At 72.5% G+C, this 20,442-nt stretch carries 25 protein-coding genes; 9 read left to right on the top strand and 16 right to left on the bottom strand.

Features of this window, described 5'->3' with window-relative positions:
* Window positions 1-46: 46 nt before the first annotated feature.
* From HWD93_RS11350 to HWD93_RS11330, 5 genes are read left to right on the top strand one after another with little or no spacing between them, the layout of a single operon-like run.
* Window positions 47-925: an SIS domain-containing protein gene (locus tag HWD93_RS11350; protein ID WP_070417591.1), complete on the top strand. Its 879-nt coding sequence runs from the start codon at window positions 47-49 to the stop codon at window positions 923-925.
* On the top strand, window positions 925-1,830 hold the full coding sequence (locus HWD93_RS11345) for an ROK family protein (protein ID WP_261646876.1): 906 nt from the start codon (window positions 925-927) through the stop codon (window positions 1,828-1,830). Before HWD93_RS11350 ends, HWD93_RS11345 begins: the two co-directional genes overlap by 1 nt.
* Window positions 1,827-2,975 (top strand): N-acetylglucosamine-6-phosphate deacetylase, encoded by a 1,149-nt coding sequence (gene nagA, locus HWD93_RS11340; protein WP_261646875.1) that lies wholly within the window; start codon window positions 1,827-1,829, stop codon window positions 2,973-2,975. The genes HWD93_RS11345 and nagA overlap by 4 nt, the downstream gene beginning before the upstream one ends.
* Window positions 2,972-3,976 carry a PfkB family carbohydrate kinase gene (locus tag HWD93_RS11335; RefSeq protein ID WP_261646874.1) on the top strand — a complete coding sequence of 335 codons (1,005 nt, stop codon included), beginning with the start codon at window positions 2,972-2,974 and terminating at the stop codon, window positions 3,974-3,976. Before nagA ends, HWD93_RS11335 begins: the two co-directional genes overlap by 4 nt.
* Complete coding sequence (locus HWD93_RS11330) at window positions 3,973-4,809, top strand: class II fructose-bisphosphate aldolase (protein WP_261646873.1); 837 nt, start codon at window positions 3,973-3,975, stop codon at window positions 4,807-4,809. Before HWD93_RS11335 ends, HWD93_RS11330 begins: the two co-directional genes overlap by 4 nt.
* 18 nt (window positions 4,810-4,827) lie before the next feature.
* Here HWD93_RS11330 and HWD93_RS11325 read toward each other — a convergent pair whose 3' ends face one another.
* Both HWD93_RS11325 and HWD93_RS11320 read right to left on the bottom strand, forming a co-directional pair.
* Window positions 4,828-6,201 (bottom strand): L-serine ammonia-lyase, encoded by a 1,374-nt coding sequence (locus HWD93_RS11325; protein WP_261646872.1) that lies wholly within the window; start codon window positions 6,199-6,201, stop codon window positions 4,828-4,830.
* 34 nt (window positions 6,202-6,235) lie between these two features.
* Window positions 6,236-6,427, bottom strand: a complete 192-nt coding sequence (locus HWD93_RS11320; RefSeq protein ID WP_261646871.1) for a PspC domain-containing protein — start codon at window positions 6,425-6,427, stop codon at window positions 6,236-6,238.
* Between the two features lie 135 nt (window positions 6,428-6,562).
* On the opposite strand from HWD93_RS11320, the gene HWD93_RS11315 reads away from it, so the two are divergent.
* Window positions 6,563-7,384: a shikimate 5-dehydrogenase gene (locus HWD93_RS11315; protein ID WP_261646870.1), complete on the top strand. Its 822-nt coding sequence runs from the start codon at window positions 6,563-6,565 to the stop codon at window positions 7,382-7,384.
* Here the strand turns inward: HWD93_RS11315 and trpS are convergent.
* Entirely contained in the window at window positions 7,365-8,405 is a 1,041-nt protein-coding gene (gene trpS / locus HWD93_RS11310) for a tryptophan--tRNA ligase (RefSeq protein WP_261646869.1), read from the bottom strand. The two genes, HWD93_RS11315 and trpS, sit on opposite strands and share 20 nt — an antisense overlap.
* A 231-nt stretch (window positions 8,406-8,636) precedes the next feature.
* On the opposite strand from trpS, the gene HWD93_RS11305 reads away from it, so the two are divergent.
* Window positions 8,637-8,999 (top strand): hypothetical protein, encoded by a 363-nt coding sequence (locus tag HWD93_RS11305; RefSeq protein WP_261646868.1) that lies wholly within the window; start codon window positions 8,637-8,639, stop codon window positions 8,997-8,999.
* 172 nt (window positions 9,000-9,171) lie between these two features.
* Here HWD93_RS11305 and HWD93_RS11300 read toward each other — a convergent pair whose 3' ends face one another.
* From HWD93_RS11300 to HWD93_RS11255, 10 genes are all read right to left on the bottom strand, one after another.
* Window positions 9,172-9,336 (bottom strand): hypothetical protein, encoded by a 165-nt coding sequence (locus HWD93_RS11300; RefSeq protein WP_156794816.1) that lies wholly within the window; start codon window positions 9,334-9,336, stop codon window positions 9,172-9,174.
* Between the two features lie 30 nt (window positions 9,337-9,366).
* A complete protein-coding gene (locus tag HWD93_RS11295; protein WP_156794815.1) occupies window positions 9,367-9,525 on the bottom strand; it encodes a hypothetical protein in 159 nt (52 codons plus the stop codon).
* A gap of 71 nt (window positions 9,526-9,596) precedes the next feature.
* Window positions 9,597-9,764 (bottom strand): hypothetical protein, encoded by a 168-nt coding sequence (locus HWD93_RS11290; protein ID WP_022905510.1) that lies wholly within the window; start codon window positions 9,762-9,764, stop codon window positions 9,597-9,599.
* Window positions 9,761-10,363, bottom strand: a complete 603-nt coding sequence (locus HWD93_RS11285) for a hypothetical protein (protein ID WP_261646867.1) — start codon at window positions 10,361-10,363, stop codon at window positions 9,761-9,763. The genes HWD93_RS11290 and HWD93_RS11285 overlap by 4 nt, the downstream gene beginning before the upstream one ends.
* On the bottom strand, window positions 10,360-12,168 hold the full coding sequence (locus HWD93_RS19505) for an alpha/beta fold hydrolase (protein ID WP_261646866.1): 1,809 nt from the start codon (window positions 12,166-12,168) through the stop codon (window positions 10,360-10,362). The genes HWD93_RS11285 and HWD93_RS19505 overlap by 4 nt, the downstream gene beginning before the upstream one ends.
* On the bottom strand, window positions 12,165-12,896 hold the full coding sequence (locus HWD93_RS11275; RefSeq protein ID WP_261646865.1) for a class I SAM-dependent methyltransferase: 732 nt from the start codon (window positions 12,894-12,896) through the stop codon (window positions 12,165-12,167). The genes HWD93_RS19505 and HWD93_RS11275 overlap by 4 nt, the downstream gene beginning before the upstream one ends.
* A 248-nt stretch (window positions 12,897-13,144) precedes the next feature.
* Window positions 13,145-13,654, bottom strand: coding sequence for a hypothetical protein (locus HWD93_RS11270; protein WP_156794814.1), 510 nt, complete (start codon window positions 13,652-13,654; stop codon window positions 13,145-13,147).
* A gap of 122 nt (window positions 13,655-13,776) precedes the next feature.
* Window positions 13,777-14,220, bottom strand: coding sequence for an SRPBCC family protein (locus HWD93_RS11265; protein ID WP_071294160.1), 444 nt, complete (start codon window positions 14,218-14,220; stop codon window positions 13,777-13,779).
* 2 nt (window positions 14,221-14,222) lie between these two features.
* Window positions 14,223-15,668, bottom strand: coding sequence for an NAD(P)/FAD-dependent oxidoreductase (locus tag HWD93_RS11260; RefSeq protein WP_261646864.1), 1,446 nt, complete (start codon window positions 15,666-15,668; stop codon window positions 14,223-14,225).
* A gap of 365 nt (window positions 15,669-16,033) precedes the next feature.
* Entirely contained in the window at window positions 16,034-16,705 is a 672-nt protein-coding gene (locus tag HWD93_RS11255) for a hypothetical protein (RefSeq protein ID WP_071294162.1), read from the bottom strand.
* A 103-nt stretch (window positions 16,706-16,808) separates the two neighbouring features.
* Between HWD93_RS11255 and HWD93_RS11250 the strand changes: the two genes are divergently transcribed.
* The gene (locus HWD93_RS11250) at window positions 16,809-17,084 is read left to right on the top strand and encodes a hypothetical protein (protein WP_261646863.1); all 276 of its coding nucleotides are present in this window, start codon (window positions 16,809-16,811) and stop codon (window positions 17,082-17,084) included.
* A 32-nt stretch (window positions 17,085-17,116) separates the two neighbouring features.
* Here HWD93_RS11250 and HWD93_RS11245 read toward each other — a convergent pair whose 3' ends face one another.
* Genes HWD93_RS11245 through HWD93_RS11235 form a run of 3 tightly spaced genes read right to left on the bottom strand, consistent with a single transcriptional unit; the run spans window position 17,117 to window position 19,673 of the window.
* Window positions 17,117-17,644 (bottom strand): GNAT family N-acetyltransferase, encoded by a 528-nt coding sequence (locus HWD93_RS11245; protein WP_261646862.1) that lies wholly within the window; start codon window positions 17,642-17,644, stop codon window positions 17,117-17,119.
* Between the two features lie 26 nt (window positions 17,645-17,670).
* Window positions 17,671-18,948: an ABC transporter permease gene (locus HWD93_RS11240; protein ID WP_261646861.1), complete on the bottom strand. Its 1,278-nt coding sequence runs from the start codon at window positions 18,946-18,948 to the stop codon at window positions 17,671-17,673.
* On the bottom strand, window positions 18,945-19,673 hold the full coding sequence (locus HWD93_RS11235; protein ID WP_070417572.1) for an ABC transporter ATP-binding protein: 729 nt from the start codon (window positions 19,671-19,673) through the stop codon (window positions 18,945-18,947). The genes HWD93_RS11240 and HWD93_RS11235 overlap by 4 nt, the downstream gene beginning before the upstream one ends.
* 80 nt (window positions 19,674-19,753) lie before the next feature.
* Between HWD93_RS11235 and HWD93_RS11230 the strand changes: the two genes are divergently transcribed.
* Window positions 19,754-20,383 carry a TetR/AcrR family transcriptional regulator gene (locus HWD93_RS11230; protein ID WP_261646860.1) on the top strand — a complete coding sequence of 210 codons (630 nt, stop codon included), beginning with the start codon at window positions 19,754-19,756 and terminating at the stop codon, window positions 20,381-20,383.
* The last annotated feature ends 59 nt before the right edge of the window (window positions 20,384-20,442 follow it).

The following is a 20,442-nucleotide window of genomic DNA, read 5'->3' as shown; positions in this document are numbered from 1 at the left end:
TTCCTCATCATCGATCACCCGGATCGAACCGGACCGGAAGGCACCCATGACCGACACCTTCGTGAGCGCAGAACTGACGTCGCAGCCGGAGACGTGGCGCGCTGCCGCCGCGCTCCTCTCGTCGTTCGAGGCGTCGCTCCCCCAGCCCGGAGAACGCGTGGCCGTGGTCGGCTGCGGGACGAGCTGGTTCATCGCGATGAGCTACGCCGTCGCCCGTGAGCAGGCGGGCCTGGGCGTGACGGACGCCTTCGCCGGCTCGGAGTACCCGATCGGCCGCGACTACGACCGGGTCGTGACGATCAGCCGGTCCGGCACCACCACCGAGATCGTGGACCTGTTGCAGGCCCTGCGCGGTCGACGCACCGTGCTCGTCACCGCGGTCCCGGACAGCCCGGCCGCCGCCGTCGCCGACGTCGTCGTGGCACTGCCCTTCGCCGACGAGCGCTCGGTCGTGCAGACGCGCTTCGCGACGACCACGCTCGCGCTCCTCCGTGCGTCGATCGGTGACGACGTGGACGCCCTCGCAGCGCAGGCCGAGACCGCCCTCGGCCTCCCGATCGACGACCTCCTCGATGCTGAGCAGGTCACCTTCGTGGGCCGCGGTCCGGCGGTCGGCCTCACGTTCGAGGCCGCCCTGAAGACGCGCGAGGCAGCGCAGTTCTGGGCGGAGTCCTACCCCGCCATGGACTACCGGCACGGTCCGATCGCGATCGCCCAGCCCGGCCGACTCGTCTGGTCGCTCGGAACCGCGCCGGAAGGGCTCGCGGACGAGGTCGCTGCGACCGGTGCGCGCTTCGTCCAGCACGACCTCGACCCGATCGCCGGGCTCGTCGTGGTGCACCGGTTCGCGGTCGCCCTCGCCGAGGGACGCGGCCTCGACCCGGACAACCCCCGCTCGCTCACCCGCTCGGTCATCCTCACCTGATGCGCGGTGCAGGCGCGGTGCTCGGGGTCGACGTCGGCGGCACGGGCATCAAGGCCCGACTGACCAGCGCCGACGGACTCGTCCTCGACGAGACCCGCGTCCCGACGCCGCGCGGCGACACCGACGCGACGATGCTCGCCACCGTCGTGGCGGAGCTCGCCGAACGGGCGCTGCGCCGTGGCGACCTCGATGCGGTGGGCCTCGTGACGCCGGGTGTCGTGGACGACGGGGCCGGCACCGTCGTCCTCGCGGTGAACCTCGGGTGGCGGGACGTCCCGGTGCGGAACCGGGTCCGGGCCGAGTTCGCCGCACGGGGGATCGACGTCCCGCTGGCCTTCGGACACGACGTGCGTGCCGGCGCCCTGGCGGAGACCTCCGGCGCGGCACCGGCGCTCACCCGTGGTTCCGTCGCCTTCGTCCCGGTCGGCACCGGGCTCGCGAGTGCCCTCGTCGTCGACGGCGTGGTCGTCGCGGGCGGCGGTTGGGCGGGGGAGATCGGACAGGTGCGGATCCCCACCGGTCCGCACGCGGGGCGCCGCGTCGAGGAGATCGCGTCCGCAGGGGGAGTCGCCCGTCGGTCGGGCTCCACCTCGGCACACGAGGCGATGCTCCGCGTCCGCGCCGGGGACCCGGTGGCCACCGCGGTCTGGCACGAGTGCATCGACGTGCTCGCGGACGCCCTGGCGTGGACCACGACGGTCGCCGGCTGCCACACGATCATCGTGGGCGGGGGGCTGGCCGAGTCCGGTCCGCTGCTGTTCGATCCGCTCCGGACGGCCCTCGTCGAACGGCTCCCGGGGTTGCGCGTCCCGGTCCTCGCCCCGGCACGGCACGGCGATGCCGCCGGTGCCATCGGTGCCGGGCTGATGGCGCGCACGGCGCTCGACGCCGAGGTGCACGCATGAGCACCCTGGTGCGTGCGCGGCGGATCCTCACCGCGACGCACGACCTCCACGACGGGTGGTTGGCGGTCGACGACGCCGGTACGGTCCTCGAGAGCGGATCCGGGACGCCCCCGCGGACCGACACCGCGGTGACGATCGAGGGAACGCTGCTGCCGGGGGCGGTCGACCTGCACGCCCACGGGGCGCTCGGGCACGACTTCGCCACGGCCACGACGGACGGTGCCGCGCTCGCTGCGGGCCACCACCGCGCACGCGGGACGACGTCGCTCATCGCGTCCGTCGCGACGGGCCCGGCCGCCGAGACGATCGCAGCACTCGGACGCCTCCGTGTCCTCGTCGCCGAGGGCACGCTCGCCGGGCTCCACCTCGAGGGGCCGTGGCTGTCACCGGCGCGCCGCGGTGCCCACCGGTCGGACCTCCTGCACGCACCGGACCCGGCGGAGCTCGACGACTTCCTCACAGCGGCGGACGGCACGCTCCGGATCGTCACGCTCGCACCGGAACTCCCCGGAGCGATCGACGCCGTGGGCCGCCTCGTCGACGCCGGTGTCGTCGTCGCGATCGGTCACACCGATGCCTCCGCCGACGAGACGCGCGCAGCGATCGACGCCGGTGCCACCCTCGTCACGCACCTCTTCAACGGCATGCCCCCACTGCACCACCGCCGGCCGGGCCCGGTCGGCGTCGCCCTGACCGACGACCGCGTCCTGGTCGAGTGCATCGTCGACGGGCACCACCTCGATCCCGCGGCGGTCGAACTCGTGCGGCGAGCCGCGCCGGACCGCCTCGTGCTCGTCTCGGACGCGATGGCCGCCACGGGCTGCGGCGACGGCGAGCACGCGATCGCGGGTTCGGCGGTCTCGGTCCGTGACGGCGTCGCGCTGCTCACCGACGGCTCGTCCCTCGCCGGCAGCACCATCACCGTGCGGGACGCCGCCCGACGCCTCCTCGACGGTGGCACCCCGCTGCCCGAGGTCGTCGCGGCGACGTCGGCGCGACCGGCACGCCTGCTCGGCCTCCCGGCGCCGCTCTCGGTCGGCGCTCCCGCCGACCTGCTCGTGATCGACGAGGGCCCCAGCAGTGCCGCGCGGTCGGAGCCCTGGCGTGTCCTCGACCTGCAGACGACCGCGGCGGTGCACCGGTGATCCTCATCGTGACGCCCAACCCGGCGGTGGACGTGACCTACCGTGTCGCCCGTCAGCGCGTCGGGACGACGCAGCGCGTCCTGGACGTCGCCCGTCGTCCGGGTGGCAAGGGCCTCAACGTCGGGCGGGTGCTCGACGCGGTCGGGATCCCGTCCCGCGCCGTCCTGCCGCTCGGTGCGGCTGCCGGCCGGTGGATCGCCGACGGCCTCGACGCCCTCGGTCTCGCGCACGTCGACATCGCGGTGACGGGGGAGACCCGCACCACGGTCACCGTCGTCGACGACGTCGAGCACCCGACGATGTTCGGCGAGCCCGGACCCGAGGTGACCACCGACGAGTGGGTCGCCGTCACGGACGTGATCGGTCAGCAGCTCGACGGCGACGTCGAGTTCCTCGTGGTCTCGGGGTCCCTGCCGCACCGCGCCGATCCGGGCGTCATCGCGGACTGGGTGGCCGCCGCTCGGATGCGCGGGGTGCCGAGCCTCGTCGATTGTCCGGGTGGTGCGCTCCTCGCTGCCGCCGACGCCGGGGCGACGATCTGCAAGCCCAACCGCGACGAACTCCTCGAGGCGACCGGTGCCGACGACGAGCGGAGCGGCGCCCTGCAACTGCTCGACCGTGGCGCGGGCGCCGTCGTGGTGTCCCGTGGCGCGGACGGTCTGGCGGCACACACGCGCACCGGGGTCACCGAGGTGCGTGCCGTCCCGGGAGTCTCCGGCAACCCCACGGGTGCCGGTGACGCGGCCACCGCCGGGCTCCTCGCTGCGCTGCTGCGCGGGTCGTCCGACGGCCCGACGAGTCCGACCACGACCACGACCGCGCCGTCCACGCCCCGCGTCGACCACGCCGCGCTCCGATCCGCTGCCGCGTTCGGTGCCGCCGCCGTCCTCCGGCCCGTCGCCGGCGAGGTCGACGTCGACGCCGTCCGCCGGTTCCTCGCGGACGACGACGGTGCCCGGTCCGGCACACGACCCTCCGACCCGACCTGGAGCCACGCATGATCACCGACCTCGCCCTCACCGGACTGCTCGACGCCGCACGGACCGCACACCGCGGCGTCGGGGCGTTCAACGTGGTGCTGCTGGAACACGCCGAGGCGATCGTCGCCGGCGCCGAGCGAGCGGGGCTCCCCGTGGTCCTGCAGATCAGCGAGAACTGCGTCCGCTACCACGGCGGCCTCGCCCCGATCACGACGGCGACCGCGGCGATCGCGCGGTCCGCGGACGTCGAGGTCCTCGTGCACCTCGACCACATCGAGGACCCCGAGCTCGTGCTCGCCGGCATCGACCTCGGGGTGGACTCGATCATGTACGACGGATCGCACCTCGACTTCGCCGCGAACGTGGAGGCCACCCGCCGACTGGCAGTCCGGTGCCACGACGCCGGGGTCGCGATCGAGGCCGAGCTCGGTGAGGTGGGCGGCAAGGACGGCGTGCACGCTCCCGGTGTGCGCACGGATCCGCACGACGCCGCTGCCTTCGTCGCCGACACCGGTGTGGACGCACTGGCGGTCGCCGTCGGGACGTCCCACGCGATGCAGACGCGCGAGGCATCGGTGGACCGGACGCTCGTCGAGCAGCTCCGCGCCACGGTGCCGGTCCCGCTCGTCCTGCACGGGTCCTCGGGGCTGTCGGACGACGAGCTGCGGGCAGCCGTCCGGGCGGGCATGACGAAGATCAACATCTCCACGCACCTGAACGGCCTCTTCACCCGGGCCCTGCGAGCGGTGCTCAACGAAGGTCCGGACGTGGTCGATCCGCGCAAGTACGTCTCCGCGGGGCGCGACGCCATCGCCACCGAGACCGCCCGGCTGCTGACGCTGCTGCACGGCTGACCCGCCCGAGGGCGGAGCTCAGCAGAGCGGGACGTTCACCGCGAGCCCGCCCATCGCGGTCTCCTTGTACTTCGTGGACATGTCGGCGCCGGTCTGCCGCATCGTCTCGACGACCTGGTCGAGCGACACGTGGTGCACGCCGTCACCCCGCAGCGCCATCCGCGCCGCGTTGATCGCCTTGTTCGCGGCGATGGCGTTCCGCTCGATGCACGGGATCTGGACGAGCCCGCCGATCGGGTCGCAGGTGAGCCCGAGGTTGTGCTCCATGGCGATCTCGGCGGCGTTCTCGACCTGCTCGGGCGTTCCTCCGAGCACTTCGGCGAGCCCTGCGGCGGCCATCGACGCCGCCGATCCGACCTCGCCCTGGCAACCGACCTCGGCGCCGGAGATCGAGGCGCGCTCCTTGTAGATCGAACCGACGGCGCCCGCGGTCAGCAGGAAGCGCACCACGGTGTCGTCGCGGTTCGCCGGCGTGACCGTCGGCACGTAGGTGAGCGCGTAGTACAGGACGGCGGGGATGATGCCCGCGGCACCGTTCGTCGGCGCGGTGACCACCCGTCCACCGGTGGCGTTCTCCTCGTTGACGGCCATCGCCATGAGGTTCACCCACTCCATCGCGAAGAGCGGGTCGTGCCCGGGGTCGTCGGCGGTGAGCTGCCCGAACCAGTTCGCGGCGCGGCGTCGCACGGTGAGCCCGCCCGGGAGCGTGCCGGAGCGTTCGACGGACCGTTCGACGCAGGACTCCATGACGCCGTGGATGCGGAGGAGGCCGGCGCGGACGTCGTCGGTGCTGCGCGTGGCGGTCTCGTTGGCGAGTGCGACCCCGCTGACCGGCAGCCCGCTCGCCGCGCAGGCCGCGAGCAGCTCGGCGCCGCTCGAGAACGGGTACGGCACGGCGTCGTCGACGGGGATCGCGGTCTCGGCGACGTCCCCCTCGGAGTCGTTCGTGACGAAGCCGCCGCCGATCGAGTAGTACGTCTCCTCGGCGATGGTCGCCCCGGACGCGTCGGCGGCGCGGAGGCGCATCGCGTTCGGGTGGCGGGGGAGCATCGTCAGCGGGTGGAGCACGATGTCGGCGAGCCGGAACGGGACGCTCGACCCGCCCTGGAGCCGGAGCACGCCGGTCTCCTCGAGCTCGACGAGCGATCGGGTCATCGCGTCGGGATCCACGGTCTCGGGGTCGGACCCCATCAGGCCGGCGACGACCGCGCCGAGCGTCCCGTGGCCCTGGCCGGTCGAGGCCAGCGAGCCGTAGAGGTCGACGGCGATCGTCGCGACGGGAGCCTCGGCCACGCGGGCGGCGAAGGCGCGTCCGGCCCGCATCGGTCCGACGGTGTGGGAACTCGACGGACCGATCCCGATGCTGAACAGATCGAAGACGGAGACCGGCACCCCGCCACACTAACCCGTCCGGACGGGTGGGGGATCAGCGCCGGGAGCCCTGGTTCGGCATGAGGATCCAGAGGACGACGTAGGCGATCCAGAGCGGCCCCGGGAAGAGGCTCAGGATGACCCAGGCGATGCGGACGAGGGTGCGGGACCAGCCGAACCGGTCGGCGATGCCGGCACAGACCCCGGCGAGGAGGCGGCCGGTGCGGGGGCGGAGGAGTGTGTTCATGTCGTCGACGGTACGGAGGATCGATCCGACATCGAATCCGGGGGACACCCGCATCCGTGGTGGGGACAACCCCACCCCCGCCACATCTGACCTACGTGGACCGCTCCATCCCTGCTGTCATGGGAGACTGACGACATGCCCATCCTCAACAAGGACATGCAGGTCTGCATCTCACTCGCCGCTCGACCGAGCAACATCGGCACCCGCTTCCACAACTTCCTCTACGACGAGCTCGGGCTGGAGTTCGTCTACAAGGCGTTCACCACGACCGACCTCCCCGGCGCGGTGACCGGCATCCGGGCACTCGGCATTCGCGGCTGCTCGGTCTCGATGCCCTTCAAGGAAGCGATCATCCCGCTCGTCGACGTCATCGAGGAGTCCGCGGCGGCGATCGAGTCGATCAACACCGTGGTGAACGACGACGGCGTCCTCACGGCGTCGAACACCGACTACGAGGCAGTCGCGTCGCTGCTCGCCTCGCACGCCGTCGATCCGTCCGCGAGTGTGCTGCTCCGCGGCTCCGGCGGCATGGCCAAGGCGGTCACTGCGGCGTTCCGGGGTGCCGGGTTCGACGACCTCACCGTGGTCGCACGCAACGAGCAGTCGGGGTCGGCCCTCGCGGCGCAGTACGGGTACGAGTGGGTCGCCGACGAGCGGGACGCGCCGGTCACCGACGTCCTGGTGAACGTCACGCCCCTCGGCATGCGCGGCGACCAGCAGGACACGCTCGCCTTCGACCAGGATCGCGTCGGAGCGGCGACGACCGTGTTCGACGTGGTCGCGTTCCCGTCCGAGACCCCGCTGATCCGCGCCGGTCGCGCTGCGGACAAGCAGGTCATCACCGGTGCCGAGGTGATCGCGCTGCAGGCGGCGCGGCAGTTCGAGCGGTACACGGGCGTCGCGCTGACGGACGACCAGGTCCGCCGGGCGAGCGAGTTCAGTCGCAGCGAGGCCTGATCGGCTCGTCGGTGTACCGCATGCCCATCCGGGTGCGGACCTCGTCGAGGGTCGCCTCGGCGATCTCGTTCGCCCGACGGTTCCCGGCCGCCAGCACCGCTGTGACGATCGACGGGTCGCGAGCGAGTTCGGCACGACGGCGTCGGTGCGCGGCGAAGCGCTCGTTGACCGCCTCGACCGCGACACGCTTCACCGCTGCCGCGCCCGCTGAGCCGATCTCGTCGGCGATCGCCTCCGGGGTCGAGCCCGTGCACAGCGCCGCGGTCGTGAGGAGCGCTGCGACCCCCGGCCGGCGCTCGGGGTCGAAGGTGATGTGCCGATCACCGTCCGTGCGTGCCCGTCGGATGACGTCCGCGGTCTCGTCGGCGGTCATGCCGAGCGCGATCGCGTTGCCGTAGCTCTTGCTCATCTTCCGGCCGTCGACACCGGGGACCTCGGGGGACGTCGTGACGAGCGGTTCCGGCTCGGGGAACAGCGCGCCGAACCGGTCGTTGAACCGCCGAGCGATCGTCCGTGTCATCTCGACGTGCGGCAGGTTGTCCTTCCCGACCGGGACGAGGTTGCCCTTGCAGAACAGGATGTCCGCGGCCTGGTGGACGGGGTAGGTGAGCATCAGGCCGCTGAGCGCGCGACCGGATGCCGCGACCTCGGCCTTCACCGTCGGGTTGCGGTGCAGCTCCGCTTCGGTGACGAGGCTGAGGAACGGCAGCAGCAGCTGGTTCAGCGCCGGCACCGACGAGTGCGTGAAGACCGTCGTCGCGGCCGGGTCGAGTCCGGCCGCGAGGTAGTCGAGCACCGCCTCGCGGACGTTCGAGGCGACGTGGTCAGCGGTGTCGCGATCGGTGATGACCTGGTAGTCGGCGAGCACCAGGAAGGTCTCGACGCCGCGCCGCTGCAGCGCGACGCGCTCGGCGATCGTGCCGAAGAAGTGCCCGAGGTGCAGCCGACCGGTCGGCCGTTCGCCGGTCAGGACGCGGAACCGGTCCGGTCGCGCCCGGATGCGGGCGTCGAGGTCGTGCATGCGGTGTTGTGTGGCGGTGAACGTGTCCACTGGAGTTGCCCTCTCGAGAGAAAGGGCTGCACGACGGTCCTGCGGTCTGCGAGCTGCCGTGCAGCCCGCGACCATGCGTCAGGAGGCTGCTACCGCAGCCACCACGAAGAACGAGGAGAACGCATGTCGGGATCGTAGCGTGAGCGTCGGCGCAGCGACACCCGTCCCCACCGCTCGATGTCGGCGCTCTACGCTGGTCGGATGCTCTCCCGACGTGACGCCGCCGTCCGGCTCGACATCTCCCTCGAGATGGCGACCCGGCACGGGATCCCCTCGCACCTCAGCGAGGCCGAACTCACGGCGATCGAGCAGGACCCGCCCGCCTGGCTCGTGCAGTCCCGAGTCAACCGCACGGGCACCAAGAAGGTCTGGGTCCGCCTCGAGTGCGTGGTCTGCGGCTTCGCGGAAGAGGCACGTCCGAAGAAGTGGTGGCCCGATTGGGACCACCTGATGTGCGACTACCACGAGCCCTACCAGGCGCCGGACCCCGTCGCGGGCTTCACCCGGCACGAGGTCGAGGGCATCGGCAGCCGCTTCGTCGCGCTCGTCGACACCCGGCCGTAGCGCGGAGCACACCCGCACCCCGCACCCGCGGCCGCACCCGCACCCGCACCAAGACGCACCCGCGCCGCGCCCTGATCGCGCACCGTCCACGACGGAAGGCACGGTACCGACCGGCACCGCGCCTCCCGTCCTGCCCGCACACGGCGCCCACCGGCGCCGTCACGCGGCTCCGTCAGTCGACGGCGTCCCCGATGGCGGCACCGACCCCGGCCGCCGCCACGACGGCGCCGGCCCAGGCCACCGCTGCCGGGGTGGCCGCGACGGGACGGAGACCACGGAACGTGGTCGCCTCGTCGCTGTCGAACGGGACGGCGTCGAGCTGTCGTGTCTGCTGCATGCGCTGCTTCCTTCCTCGATGTCCTGGTGATCAGTTCCCGACGGCCTCTTCGACCGCGTACGCGGCGACCGCACCCGTGAAGACCGAGGTGGCGGCGAGCGCTGCGAGCGGGGTCGCGGCGAGGGGCTGCTCCGGTGCGAACCGCTGCCCGCGGTCGCTGTCGAACGCGATGTCGGCGATGGTGGTCATGCTGGATTCCTTCCGTTCTGCGATGGTGATGATCGGGCGCTGGGCCCGGTTCCCGGCCCGGTGGGCCGAGGTCACTCTCGTCGTGCCGAGACGACGAAGACTGCGGCTGCGATGCCGAGCACGACCAGGACCGACAGCCACGCGAAGCCGGGCAGGTCGAACAGGAGTATCGCCACCGCGATGGCGATGAGCACGACGGGTGCTGCGAACCACAGCGCGGTCCGTGTGTTGGCGTTCATCTGGTCTCCTCCTTCGGTCGTGCGGACGCTGCGGAGGCGGCGTCCGGCTGCCGACGGGGGCCGTCCCCGTCGTGCATGGGTTCCCGTCGGGATGCGAAGAGCTCCTCGACGGGCACGGTGTCGTCGTGACCGCCCGTGCGGACGATCGCGAACTGGACGGCATCGGCGCGACCACCGGTCTGCGCGGCGACGACGCGGCGGACGAAGGCGAGCAGCGCGCGGTAGTCGGCACCCGTCTCGTACCCGTCCGGCAGCTGTTCCGCTGCCACCAGGAACCGTCCGACCACGTCGAACAGGCCCTTGTCGACCCGCCGGTCCGGGAACCACAGCATGTGCCGGAGCCGGCGTGCTGCGACGTCCTTGGTGCGCGTCCACTCGCTGACCACGTCGTCCTGCCGGTACCGGTGCAGCAGCTCCAAGTCCATCGAGGCGGGGATCGGTGCGAAGAAGCGCCAGTTCGGGATCAGCAGCGCGGCGGTGTCGACCTGCCGGACCCGGTCGAACCGACGGTTCGGGTGCTGGCCGATGACCGTCGCGATGATCCAGAGCGCGAGGCCGATCGCGAGGGGCAGGGCCCGACCGTCACTGCGGCGGCTCATCGGTCCACCCCGATCGCCTCGCGGACGAGTGCACCGACCCGTCGGACCGGTCCGGGGTGGACGAGCAGGCCGTCGTGGGTGGACCGGACGACCTCGCGGCGACCGTCGTGCTCGTGCGCGACGCGTTCGTGCGCGGCGCTCACGGCCGGTTGGAGTTCGTCGCTCGTGCTCGCCGTGACGACGAGCACGTCGGCACCCTCGGGGATGCGGCGTCCGGGTCGGTCGGCGACGAGGTCCGGCTCCGCCGCCTGCCACTCCGCACGGCCGGTGCGCCACAGTCGGGCGTTCCGGTACACGGGGCTCAGGTCGTCGGTCCGTTCCTGGCGTGCGGGGATCGCCCAGGTCGTGGCGTCGAGCAGCCATCCCCAGCCGGTCCGCAGGGACCACTCCATCAGCGGGAAGCCGTCGGTGAGCGACCGGACGGCGGTCAGGACGTCCTCGTCGGGTCGGTCCACGAAACCGGTGGTCGGGTCGAGGAGGACCACCCCGGCGACGTCGCGCCCGAGCTCGGCCGCGTGGCGTCGGAGCAGGTGCCCGCCGAACGAGTGCCCGACGAGCCAGATGGGTCCGTCGTCGGCGTGGCGGCCGACGAGGAAGCGGAGGTCCTCAGCGTAGGTGGCGAGCGTCGCACCGGGAGCCGTGCTCGCCCCGGTTCCGGGACGGTCGTACGTCAGCGTGGCGACGTCGCCGCCGAGCTCCGCGATGATCGGGTCCCAGTACTCCTGGACCGCGACGAGCGAGTTCTCGAACACCACCAGGGGTGCACCCGGGCCCGAGGTCGCCGGCCGGTACCGCACGGCCAGACGCGATCCGGCGGGCGTCTCGACCACGGTCTGCCCGGCACGGGGACGTCGACTGCGCCGGGCGTCCACGACCTGCCGGACCACGGCCTGCGTCCCGACCGCGGCCCCGATCACGCCGAGGACCCACGGGAACCCGTCGTGACGACGCGGCACGACCGATCGACGGTCCGCGGTGACGTAGAGCACCGCGGGCTGCAGTGCGAGGAACGCAGGGAGGAACCGACCGAGCCCCATGGTCGCGGCGATGGTGAGGTGCATCCCGGCGATCGCGCCGAGGTACGCCACGCGCATCCTCGGGCCGAGCACGAACACGATCGGGAACGCGCACTCGAGGACGAGCGTGGCGACCTCGCCCACCCGCGCCAGTGCCGGCCGGTCGCGCAGGACCCGCCACACCCACTCCGAACCGTAGGTCCGCGTGCGCATCACCCCGAGCAGCGCCGAGCCGTTCCGCCAGGGCTCACCCATCAGCTTCACCCACCCCGAGACGAGGTACGACAGCGTCGCCTGGCTCGCGACCGCCCACAGCGCGGTGTCCACCGTCGCGGGTCGTCCGGAGGCCCGGGCCACACCCGACAGCGCCTGCGTGAAGAACGCCGCCTGGTCGCTGCCGTCGCCGCCGTTGTGGTGCAGCGGCCCGAGTGCGTAGCCGGTGAGCACCGTGACGGCGGACGCCGCGGCGCGGACGTGTCGGTCGCGGACCGGGGACAGGTGGACGAGGGCGGCGGCCACCCGGAGCCCGTGCATCGCGGTCACTACCCGGGGCCGGTAGACGCGGTCGAGCACGCGGCGCAGTCGCTCGTTGCGGACGAGCGCGGAGCCCCGCAGCAGGGTCCAGTCGTTCAGGCCGCCCGTCCGGCGGTTGTCCGCGTTCGCGAGGTGCTCGAGACTCCCCATCAGCACCACGAGCGCGGAGGCCCGCTCGGTCGCGGCGAGCACGTTCCCGCGGTCGGCCGACCGGTCGACGACACTGCGGACGACGCGGTCCACGAACCCGATCACGACGCCACCTCGAACTCGACCGTGTACGTGGGGGACTCCGTCGTCACCGGACCGCCGTCCCGGTCGCCCGTCACGGACCGAACGGCGAGCCCGAGCTCCGCACCGAGGCCCGTCAGGACCTCGACCGGTGTGAGGAGGCTCACCTCGTTCCCGATGGTCGTCCGTCCGCCGTCGTGCCACAGGTGACTGACCTGCCAGAGGCCGGTCGGCTCGTCCAGGGTCGCGTAGGTCTGCAGACCACGGCCGGCGCCCGGGTACGGGACGAACCAGGTCTCACGACGACGTCCGCCGTGCAGGCCGAGCACCGCGTCCGGGTTGTGCGTCTCGACGACCAACCGGCCGCCGTCGGCGAGGTGGTCCCGCGCCGTGGCGAGCGTCTCGCGCTGGTGCTCGCGGGTCAGCAGCATCGAGATGGACGCGCAGACGCAGAAGACCAGGTCGAACCGCCGTCCGAGGCGGAGGTCCGTCATCGAGCCCTGCACCAGGTCGAGGTCGACGCCGGCGTCGTCGGCGCCGTCGCGGCACCGGTCGAGCATCTCGGCGGACAGGTCGACGCCGGTGACGGTGATGCCCCGCTGCGCGAGCGGGATCGCCACGCGACCGGTCCCCACGCCGAGCTCGAGCGCCGTCGCCGGTGCGCTGGAAGCGAGCACCTCGACGAGGCCCGGGTCCGGCGGGAAGACGTCGTCGTAGATCTCCGCGAACTGCTGCCCGTACGTGTGCTGCACGACCCGACCCCCCTCGGCGCCGGGCTCCCTCGGCCCGACACCGAGGGACGGTAGGCCTGTACGTCCGCTCAGTCCCACGAGTCCCGACGATCGCTCAGGCTGCTCGGAGGCGTTCGCCAGGTCCGGTCGGCACCCCACCCCGGCGCGTGCGCCGCGTCGAACCGCACCAGCTCGGGGAAGCAGCCGGATGTGCACCGGATCGGGTCGGTCGGGCACGCGGTGGACCGGTGTGTACCCCGGCCCCGCGGTCAGTCGGCGGCGGTCGCCGCGAGGTCGCTGTAGGTGGCCGCGTACCAGCCGACGGTCGAGTCCCCGGACGTCGGACCGATGGTGACGTACTCGCTCCGGGTGCGCAGGTACAGGTCCTCGTCGTGTCCGCACCGGATCTCGCCCGAGGCGAGCCGCTTGCCGCTCTCGGCCCCGTCCACGATCCGGCCGGCCCACACCGCCATGTGGACGGTGCCGTCGCCCTGGCACGTGATCGACACCCTCACCCGGGCAGGTGCCCCGTCCTCGCCGGTGCCGAGGGACAGTCGGCTCGACGAGTCGTTCGAGCCGGTGCCGCTGCCGAGTTCGCCCGGCTGTCCCGCCCAGCGGTCCTGCACGCCCTTCGCCCAGTCCGGGAACGCATCGTCGAGGCCCACGGGCTCGGCTCGGTGCGAGCACCCGGAGACGGCGGTCGCGGTGATCAGCGCCAGGCCGACCACGAGGGTCGCGCGTCGGGGCCGGAGGGGGCGGTGGTCGGGTGCAGCGGGCATGTCCCGGTCAGTCTGGCGGACCCAGGACCCCGCCACAGCGTCCCCGTTCGCGGGGCCGGTGCCGAGGCGACCACAGGACGGACGGGAGGCGCGGTGCGGGCCCGCACCGCGCCTCCCGGCCCTCAGGACGTCGCGATGCGACCCGCGGCCACCCAGCCGAGCCGCCGCAGCGTCTCGCGGTTGCGGATCCAGATCATCGGCTGCATCAGGAGGTCCGGCACCCAGGCGCCCGGCCCCGCCACGGCGTTCTCCACGATGGTGACCTTGCAGCCGCGGCGGTGCTCCTCGACGACGAGCTCGACCCGGGCCTCGCCGAGGGGCCACCCCTTCGGCTGGATGACCATGCGGTGCGGGGCGTCCCACTCGAGGACCGTCGTCACGTCGTCGATCACGAGCGGCCAGACGCCGAACGAGTGGTGCAGGCGGGTGCCGACCGCTGGCCAGCCCGGGTCCTGCCCGCGCATCCGCGAGGCGCCGACGACCCACGTCGTGAAGAGCCAGCCGTCCGCGAGCACGTCGAAGACGTCCTCCGGGCGGCAGTGCAGGATGCGGACGTTCTTCGCCATGGTCAGTCCTCCGGTGTGAGATCGACGTGCTCGGGCAGCCCGAACGTGTGTCGCAGGGCGCTCCGGGCCGCGTGCCAGCCGGCCATGCCGTGCACACCGGGGCCGGGGGCGGACGCCTCGGAGCAGAGGTACATGCCGCCGCCCATGCGCCACGGGTCGGACGACAGCACCGGGCGCTTGACCAGCTGCCAGAAGCTCGCGGCACCCGCGGCGATGTCACCGCCGACGTAGTTCGGGTTGTACGCGCCCATCTCGACCGCGGTGCGGCTGCTCGACTGCAGGACGGTGTCTCGGAAGCCGGGCGCGAACCGCTCGATCTGCCGCGTGATCGCCTCGGTCTGGTCGACGTCCGACCCGGCGGGGACGTGCGCGTACGCCCAGAAGACGTGCTTGCCCGCGGGCGCGCGGCTCGGGTCGACCACGGTGGGCTCCGAGCCGAGCACGTACGGACGCTCGGCGTGCTGGCCGCGTGCGACCGCGCCCTCGGCGGCCGCGATCTCGGCGCGGGTCCCGCCGATGTGCACCGTGCCGGCACGGCGGAGCGCCTCGTTCGTCCACGGGACCGGGTCGGAGAGCGCGAAGTCGACCTTCGCGGCGGCGTTGCCGAACCGGAAGCGCCGGAGGGCGCCCCGTCGCGGCGTCGGGATCTGCTTCCCGGCGATCCGCAGCATCCCGGGGACGCTCGTGTCGAACAGCACCGCCTTGGCCGGGGTGAGGTCGGCGAGCGAGCGGACCTCGCGCCCGGTCTCGATCCGGCCGCCGTGCGCGACGAGGTCGGCGGCGAGCGCGTCGACGATCGCCTGGCTGCCGCCGATCGGGACGGGCCAGCCCCGCGCGTGCGCGTAGGCGCCGAGGGACAGCGCGGCGGCGGCCGTGGCGAGGGACGGCATGTGCTGGATCGAGTGGGCCGCGACGCCGGAGACCATGGCGGGGGCGACCTCGTCGCGGAAACGGAGGTTCCACGCACTCGTGCCCTGCTCCAGCGCCCGCAACCCGAACCGGAGGACGCTCAGCGGGTGCCCCGGGACGTGCAGCAGGGCGCCGGTGGCGAAGTCGGCGACCTGGTCGGCGTTGTCGGACAGGGGGGCCATGAGCTGCCGGAACGCCGGGCCGTCGATGCCGAGCGACTCCGCGGTGCGCGCGAGGTCCTGGTACGCGATCCCGGCACGGCCGCCGTCGAGCGGGTGCCCGTACTGGACCTCGGGCAGGCGGAGTTCGATGCGGTCCTCGAGGCGGAAGCGCCGGAAGAACTCGGACTGCAGCGCCATCGGGTGCACGGCGGAGCACACGTCGTGCAGGAACCCGGGCAGCGTGAGTTCGGCGGTCCGCGCACCACCGCCGATCGTGTCGGCGCGTTCGACGACCTCGACCGACAGCCCGGCACGCGCGAGCGTCACCGCCGCCGCGAGTCCGTTCGGTCCGGCTCCGACGACCACCGCATCCACCATGCCCCCGAGCCTAGGGACCGCTGCTGCGCGCCGTCTCGGGCAGCGCGCCCGCTTCCCCCTCACGGCGAGCGGTGATCGAGGCGCGCTCCGCACCGTTCGGTGCCCTGGAGGCGCGGGTCTGCGACGCCCCCCGCGTGCAGCCCGTCATCGCGTCCGTTCCAGGGCCGTTCCCGGTTCTGCAGATGACCGTTCCGGTTCGCGAACCCCGTGATCCGCGAACCGGAACGGTCACGGCGCGGACGACTTCAGCAGATCCGCTCCGAGCCGCAGCGCGTGGACCGAGGTGCCGGGCATCAGGCGCAAGCCGGTTGCCGGCGACGGGCCGCAACGCCGTCGAGATCGCTGCGCTCCGACGGCCGGTCCGGTCAGACGCGCGCCGCGTCCGGGTCCGCCGGGTCCGACCCGTCGTCGCCCGCGTCCGCTGCGTCGGGCTCGTCGGCGTCCACCGGGGTCGATCCCACCGGGTGCTCCGCCAGCAGCGCCGCGAAGTCCTCGTCGAGCATCTGCTGCAGCCGGTCGTCCCGCCCGACCTCGTAGTCGTCCGCCGGACGCTGCGCCCACCCGAGCCGCCCGACGACGGTCGTGCCGATGTCGTCCCAGGCGCGGGCACGGGCGGCGAGGACGATGCCGTCGACGAAGCCCTGGTCGTCCCGGCGCTTGTCGAGCATCGTCGCGAGCTGCTCGTACGTCGCCTCACGCGTGCGGAGCTTGAGGTCGTCACCGCGGCGGTAGTCGTGCTGGTGCCGCGAACGGCCCTTCTGCTTGCTCGACCTCGAGCGGATCTCGCGCATCCGGGCAGCGTCACCGCGCTGTTCCTCGGCCATGCGGTGGAGTTCCTCGCGCGCGGCGTCGGCGATGACGGCGTGGTCGAAGTACCCCTCGTCGCGGAGGGCGTTCGTGATGATCCGGTTGCCCACGGCGATGGTGACCGCGGCCTTCGCGATGAGGAAGCCCTCGTCGACGGCGCGCTTCAGTTCGACCTGACTGACGGGTCGGTCGCGCACGTCGTGCTTGCTGCGTCGTCCGAACAAGGCCATGCAGTCGACGATACCGGCGTCCGGTGACCATCCGTCCGCAGGTGGACCCGGATCAGGCCCTGGAGGGACGACCCGCCTCCCACGGACCCGTAGCGTCGGGTGCATGGTCACGTACTCGGAATCCCCCCGCACCGGGCTCGGCACGGCGAGTCTCGTCCTCGGCGTCTGCTCGTTGCTCGCCGGCTGGACGTTCGTCGCGCCGATCGTCGGGCTGTGCCTCGGCATCGCCTCGCGGAGCCGCGAACCGTTCGCCCGCGGGCGTGCCGGGTGGGGGATCTTCCTGAACCTCGTCGCACTGGCGGTGTGGATCCTGCTGCTCGTGCTGCTCGTGGTGGGCGGCGCGTTCGCCGTGTGGTCGGGCGCGACGCAGGGCCGCTGACCCGGTCGGCCCTGGGCCCCGGGGCTGCCCGCTCAGAACACGAGGCCGTACACGGCGACGTCCACCCGCACCGACCCCAGCGGCATCGCGCTCCGTAGGGTGCCCTCGTGCGTGAAGCCGAGCCGCTCGGCGAGGCCCCGGCTGCGCACGTTGTCGACCGCCGTCCGGATCTCGGCACGCGCGGCGCCCCGCGCCCGGGCCACCCCGACGAGGACGGTGGCGGCACGCCGGGCGACACCCCGTCCCTCCTGGCCCGCGTCCACCCAGTAGCCGAGCGATGCCTGCCCCAGGTACGGGTCGAAGGCGAGCGAGGCGGCACCCACGACCCGGTCGTCCTGCCGGATGACGCAGGGCAGCGCGCGGTCCATCGCGTACTGGCCGAGCAGGTGTTCAGTGTGCAGGCCGATCGTCTCGACGGTCTGCTCCTGCCACGCCCACGGCTCCGCGGCACGGAGCCGGTCGGCGTTCGCGACGACGAGCTCGTGCAGCGGCCGGACGGTGGTGAGGTCGCGCAGCGTCAGCGTGTACCCGTCCCCGAGGTCCCGTCCGAACGCCGCCACCCCTCAGAGACTAGGCACGCGTGCGCCTACTCGTACCGGAGCGCCTCGATCGGGTTCTGCCGGGCCGCCCGACGCGCCGGCAGCGTGCCCGCGAGGAAGGCGATGAACATCACCACGAGGATGATCGTGATCACCGAGGACGGCGCGAACTGCATGATCTGCAGCCCGGGCAGGTCCTTGAGGACGGTCCCGGCGAGGACGTTCGAGATCCCCGTCCCGAGCAGGATCGCCACGCCCGCACCGATCGCACTGCCGAGGAACCCGATGAACACGGCCTCGAGCGAGAACAGCGTGTAGACCTTCCCGCCGCCCATGCCCATCGCCTTCATCAGGCCGATCTCACGCGTGCGCTCCTGCACGCTCATGAGCAGCGTGTTGATGATGCCGAACCCGGCCGCGACGAGCGCGATCACGGCGAAGGCGTTGAGCACGCCGACGATGCCGTTGATGACCGTCTGGAACTGGCCGAGCTGGTCCTGGATGGTCTGCCCGGTGTAGCCGTCCTTCGACAGGGCGCTCTTCACGCTGCTGGCCGACGCACCGCTGTCGAGCGTGGCGGTGGCGCTGGCGTACGAGGTGGCGATCGACGAGGGCTTGCCGGTCTCCTGCGCGGCCTGCATCGCGTCGGTGAGCGCGGCGTTCGCACCGGCGCCGCCGCCGAACAGCGACTCGTTCTGCACCCCCGCGATCGTGGCGGTCAGGGTGTGCTCCTTGCCCTGGTAGTCGTCGACCGCGACGGTCAGCTCCTTGCCCACGGCGGCCTTCGCGCTGCCGAGCCCGAGGTTCTCCAGGTAGTTCGTGGGCAGGAGCACCTGGTTGCCGGCGGAGGACGCGTCGTCGAGCTGCTTCCCGGCGGCGAGGTCGGCGTCGAGCTCCCCGGCGTTGGCGGCGATGTCGACGACGTACTTGCCCTTCCCGTCGTACTCGACCCACTTCGTGCTCAGGGCGACGGCGGGGCGGACGCTCTTCACCCCCGAGACGTCCGTGATCTTCGCGACGTCCGACTGGGACAGGTACGCGAACGAGGCCGGCCCGCGGTCCACGCTCTGGCTCGACTCGTCGGGGTCGTACTTCGCCGGCCCGGAGTCGGTCGACGACTCGACGGCCTTGGTGATCGTCAGCGACCCGGTGTCGCCGATGGAGGCCACCTGGGTGTCGATGTAGTTGCTGACGCCCGTACCGATGGCCGAGGTCAGGGTGATCGTGAACGCGCCGATGAAGATCGCGATGACCGTCAGCGTCGTGCGCAGCTTCGACCGGAAGGTGTTCGCGACCGCGGTGCGGAAGAGGTCGAGGACGTTCATGCGGAGTGCCTTCCGTGGGTGGCCGGCGCGTCGACGGCGTCGTCGCTCCCGCCCACGATGAGTCCGTCGCGCACGTTGACGCGTCGGTCGCAGCGTTCGGCGAGTTCCTCGTCGTGGGTGACGACCACGAGGGTGATGCCCCGGTCGCGCTGCAGCCCGAAGAGCATGTCCTCGACCACCTGCCCCGTGTTCGTGTCGAGGTTGCCGGTCGGCTCGTCCGCGAAGATGACGCTCGGCTCCCCGACCAGTGCACGCGCGATGACCACGCGCTGCTTCTGCCCGCCGGACAGGTCGTTGGCGTCGTTCTTCGCCTTGTCGGCAAGGCCGAGGGCGTCGAGTGCGGCCATGCCCCGGCGCTTCCGCTCGGCACCGGAGACGCCGGCGATCTTCAACGGGAGCACGACGTTCTCGAGCACCGAGGTCTTCGGCGTGAGGAAGAACTGCTGGAAGACGAACCCGAAGGTGCTGTTCCGCGTGCGGTTCACCTGCCGCGCGCTGAGCGTCGCGGCGTCGGTGCCGTCGAGGAGCACCTGGCCCGCCGACGGCTTGTCGAGCAGCGCGAGGAGGTGCATGAGCGTGGACTTCCCGGAGCCGGACTTGCCGACGATCGCGAGGCTCTCGCCCTGGTTCACCTGCAGCGACACCCCCTTGAGCGCGTCGAACCGCGTCGCGCCGCGGCCGTAGGTCCTGGCGAGGCCACGGGCCTCGAGCACGGGAGTGGTCATGCGCCCACCGTACTGTCCGCTGCACGACTGCAAGTTTGCGTTTGCTGTAAACGATGTGACGTTCCGGTTACAGTCGGGCCATGCCCGACACCGCGCCCGCCTCCGAGATGGGCCTCCGCGACCGCAAACGCCTCGAGACCCGGCACCGGATCGCCGAGGCGGCACGCTCCCTCGCACTCGAACAGGACATCGACCGCACCACGATCGAGCAGATCGCCGCGCGCGCCGAGGTCTCCCCGCGCACGTTCTTCAACTACTTCGAGAGCAAGGAGGACGCGGTCCTCGGGCACACCGAGCTCGACCTCACGCCCGAGACGCTCGACGCCCACCTGGCCGCGGTCGCGGGGGAGCCCGCGGCGCAGGCCGTGGTGGACCTGGCGTTCCTGGTGTTCGGGGAGTCCTTCGGTGACGAGCACGAGCGGCTCGCCCGGAAGGAGGTGATCGTGCGCTTCCCGCAGCTCATGCGCCGCCAGGTCTCCCGGATGACCTCGGTCGCCGAGGCGATGACGGGCGCGGTCCGGACGATCCTCGAGCGGGATCCGGCCTGGGGTCCGGACGCGGCCACGCCCCAGGCGGCCGAGATGCTGCTCGGCATGTGCATGACCGGGCTGCGGAGCTCGGCGCGCCACGAGGGGTCGGATCCCGAGGAGGTCCGCGCGCGGGTGGTCGCGACGATCCGCGACACCGCGGCCCGCATCACGGGCCAGTAGCGGACGGGAGGCGCGGGGCGGGGCCGCCACGCGCCTCCCGTCCGTCGCATCACGGGCCA

Source organism: Curtobacterium sp. C2H10 (genome assembly GCF_025407985.1).
Taxonomy (GTDB): domain Bacteria; phylum Actinomycetota; class Actinomycetes; order Actinomycetales; family Microbacteriaceae; genus Curtobacterium.
This window is presented reverse-complemented; position numbering and strand designations above follow the sequence as displayed.

What these genes read in the sequence shown, in the direction of transcription:
- HWD93_RS11315 (WP_261646870.1), top strand. Translation starts at nt 6,563, where the DNA reads ATGCCCATCCTCAACAAGGACATGCAGGTCTGCATCTCACTCGCCGCT.
- HWD93_RS11290 (WP_022905510.1), bottom strand. Translation starts at nt 9,764, where the DNA reads ATGAACGCCAACACACGGACCGCGCTGTGGTTCGCAGCACCCGTCGTG.
- HWD93_RS11285 (WP_261646867.1), bottom strand. Translation starts at nt 10,363, where the DNA reads ATGAGCCGCCGCAGTGACGGTCGGGCCCTGCCCCTCGCGATCGGCCTC.
- HWD93_RS11320 (WP_261646871.1), bottom strand. Translation starts at nt 6,427, where the DNA reads ATGAACACACTCCTCCGCCCCCGCACCGGCCGCCTCCTCGCCGGGGTC.
- nagA (WP_261646875.1), top strand. Translation starts at nt 1,827, where the DNA reads ATGAGCACCCTGGTGCGTGCGCGGCGGATCCTCACCGCGACGCACGAC.
- HWD93_RS11295 (WP_156794815.1), bottom strand. Translation starts at nt 9,525, where the DNA reads ATGACCACCATCGCCGACATCGCGTTCGACAGCGACCGCGGGCAGCGG.
- HWD93_RS11260 (WP_261646864.1), bottom strand. Translation starts at nt 15,668, where the DNA reads ATGGTGGATGCGGTGGTCGTCGGAGCCGGACCGAACGGACTCGCGGCG.
- HWD93_RS11350 (WP_070417591.1), top strand. Translation starts at nt 47, where the DNA reads ATGACCGACACCTTCGTGAGCGCAGAACTGACGTCGCAGCCGGAGACG.
- HWD93_RS11250 (WP_261646863.1), top strand. Translation starts at nt 16,809, where the DNA reads ATGGTCACGTACTCGGAATCCCCCCGCACCGGGCTCGGCACGGCGAGT.
- HWD93_RS11255 (WP_071294162.1), bottom strand. Translation starts at nt 16,705, where the DNA reads ATGGCCTTGTTCGGACGACGCAGCAAGCACGACGTGCGCGACCGACCC.
- HWD93_RS11235 (WP_070417572.1), bottom strand. Translation starts at nt 19,673, where the DNA reads ATGACCACTCCCGTGCTCGAGGCCCGTGGCCTCGCCAGGACCTACGGC.
- HWD93_RS11230 (WP_261646860.1), top strand. Translation starts at nt 19,754, where the DNA reads ATGCCCGACACCGCGCCCGCCTCCGAGATGGGCCTCCGCGACCGCAAA.
- HWD93_RS11265 (WP_071294160.1), bottom strand. Translation starts at nt 14,220, where the DNA reads ATGGCGAAGAACGTCCGCATCCTGCACTGCCGCCCGGAGGACGTCTTC.
- HWD93_RS11330 (WP_261646873.1), top strand. Translation starts at nt 3,973, where the DNA reads ATGATCACCGACCTCGCCCTCACCGGACTGCTCGACGCCGCACGGACC.
- HWD93_RS11305 (WP_261646868.1), top strand. Translation starts at nt 8,637, where the DNA reads ATGCTCTCCCGACGTGACGCCGCCGTCCGGCTCGACATCTCCCTCGAG.
- HWD93_RS11345 (WP_261646876.1), top strand. Translation starts at nt 925, where the DNA reads ATGCGCGGTGCAGGCGCGGTGCTCGGGGTCGACGTCGGCGGCACGGGC.
- HWD93_RS11300 (WP_156794816.1), bottom strand. Translation starts at nt 9,336, where the DNA reads ATGCAGCAGACACGACAGCTCGACGCCGTCCCGTTCGACAGCGACGAG.
- trpS (WP_261646869.1), bottom strand. Translation starts at nt 8,405, where the DNA reads ATGCACGACCTCGACGCCCGCATCCGGGCGCGACCGGACCGGTTCCGC.
- HWD93_RS11240 (WP_261646861.1), bottom strand. Translation starts at nt 18,948, where the DNA reads ATGAACGTCCTCGACCTCTTCCGCACCGCGGTCGCGAACACCTTCCGG.
- HWD93_RS11270 (WP_156794814.1), bottom strand. Translation starts at nt 13,654, where the DNA reads ATGCCCGCTGCACCCGACCACCGCCCCCTCCGGCCCCGACGCGCGACC.